This is a genomic window from Cysteiniphilum halobium (assembly GCF_003574425.1).
Lineage (GTDB): Bacteria > Pseudomonadota > Gammaproteobacteria > Francisellales > Francisellaceae > Caedibacter > Caedibacter halobius.
Genome location: NZ_KZ984541.1, coordinates 1 through 2,511 on the forward strand (window position 1 = coordinate 1; position 2,511 = coordinate 2,511).

Annotated in this window: 1 rRNA gene; it reads right to left on the minus strand. The window is 50.1% G+C overall.

What is annotated here, in order from left to right:
- Window positions 1–2,511 (minus strand): 23S ribosomal RNA (locus DNK85_RS01010); the annotation flags it as partial.

Sequence of the window (2,511 nt, forward strand, 5' to 3'; positions counted from 1 at the left end):
GTCCTCCGATAGGGAGATCTCATCTTGAGGCTGGCTTCCCGCTTAGATGCTTTCAGCGGTTATCCATTCCGAACGTAGCTACTGGGCTATGCCTCTGGCGAGACAACCCAAACACCAGCGGTTCGTTCATTCCGGTCCTCTCGTACTAGGAACAAACCCTCTCAAATCTCCTACGCCCACGGCAGATAGGGACCGAACTGTCTCACGACGTTCTAAACCCAGCTCGCGTACCACTTTAAATGGCGAACAGCCATACCCTTGGGACCTGCTTCAGCCCCAGGATGTGATGAGCCGACATCGAGGTGCCAAACTCCTCCGTCGATATGAACTCTTGGGAGGAATCAGCCTGTTATCCCCGGAGTACCTTTTATCCGTTGAGCGATGGCCCTTCCATTCAGAACCACCGGATCACTAAGACCTACTTTCGTACCTGATCGAGCCGTCACTCTCTCAGTCAAGCGCACTTTTGCCTTTATACTCTTGGTGCGATTTCCGACCGCACCGAGTGCACCTTCGTACTCCTCCGTTACTCTTTGGGAGGAGACCGCCCCAGTCAAACTACCCACCATACACTGTCCTCGGCTTCCGCCTGAGTTAGAACTCCAAAAATATCAGGGTGGTATTTCAACAGCGACTCCTTCAGAACTAGCGCCCTGAGATCATAGTCTCCCACCTATCCTACACAAATAGTTTCAAAGTCCAGTGCAAAGCTATAGTAAAGGTTCACGGGGTCTTTCCGTCTAACCGCGGGTACGCAGCATCTTCACTGCGATTTCAATTTCACTGAGTCCCAGATGGAGACAGTGTGGCCATCGTTACGCCATTCGTGCAGGTCGGAACTTACCCGACAAGGAATTTCGCTACCTTAGGACCGTTATAGTTACGGCCGCCGTTTACCGGGGCTTCGATCCANNTTCAATTAACCTTCCGGCACCGGGCAGGCGTCACACCCTATACTTCCTCTTTCGAGTTCGCAGAGTGCTGTGTTTTTAGTAAACAGTCGCAGCCACCTGGTATCTGCAACCCCTTCAAGCTCCAGATGTACATCCTTCACCATAATGGGGCACACCTTCTCCCGAAGTTACGGTGTCATTTTGCCTAGTTCCTTCACCTGGGTTCTCTCATCGCCTTGGTATTCTCTACCCACCCACCTGTGTCGGTTTACAGTACGGTCAATCATAATCTATGCTTAGAAGATTTTCCTGGAAGCAGAGCATCAATCTCTTGGCTAAAATCCGTAGATCTTAGTTCCGTCTCACGCCTCAGATCAACATATGTCCGGATTTACCTAAACACACTACCTACACGCTTTCACCCGGACAACCATCCGCCGGGCAGACCTAGCTTTCTCCGTCTCTCCATCGCAATTACAATCGGTACAGGAATATTAACCTGTTTCCCATCGACTACTCCCTTCGGATTCGCCTTAGGAGCCGACTTACCCTACGTTGATTAACATTGCGTAGGAAACCTTGGGTTTTCGGCCAATAAGAATCTCACTTATTTATCGTTACTCATGTCAGCATTCGCACTTCTGATATCTCCAGCAGACTTCTCAATCCACCTTCTTCAACTTACAGAACGCTCCCCTACCATGGCACCTTCGGTGCCATCCGCAGCTTCGGTGTATCGCTTAGCCCCGTTAAATCTTTCGCGCAAGCCGACTCGACCAGTGAGCTATTACGCTTTCTTTAAAGGGTGGCTGCTTCTAAGCCAACCTCCTGGCTGTCTATGCCTTCTCACATCGTTTCCCACTTAGCGATAACTTCGGGACCTTAGCTGGCGGTCTGGGCTCTTTCCCTCTCCACGACGGACCTTAGCACCCGCCGTGTGTCTCCTGTGATTCAACTTCGTCGTATTCTAAGTTTGCATCGAGTCGGTAAGGTCGCAAAACCCCCCTAGTCGAAACAGTGCTTTACCCCAACGAGTCATTCACAAGGCACTACCTAAATAGTTTTCGGGGAGAACCAGCTATCTCCGCGCTTGATTAGCCTTTCACTCCGATCCACAACTCATCCCATAATTTTGCAACATTACCGGGTTCGGTCCTCCAGTTGGTGTTACCCAACCTTCAACCTGGTCATGGATAGATCGCGTCGGTTTCGGGTCTACTCCTAGCGACTAGGCGCTCTATTAAAACTCGCTTTCGCTACGGATCCCTTATCCAGTTATCCTCGCCACTAAAAGTAACTCGCTGACCCATTATACAAAAGGTACGCAGTCACACGTCTTCACATGCTCCCACTGCTTGTACGCAAACGGTTTCAGGTTCTATTTCACTCCCCTTATCGGGGTTCTTTTCGCCTTTCCCTCACGGTACTGGTTCACTATCGGTCAGTCAGTAGTATTTAGCCTTGGAGGATGGTCCCCCCTTCTTCAAACAGGATTTCACGTGTCCCGCCCTACTTGTTCGCATACCTAGTTCCACACATAAATTTTCGTCTACAGGGCTATCACCTGCTATGGCCATCCTTCCCAGAATGTTCAACTAATCTATATGCTAAAATATAC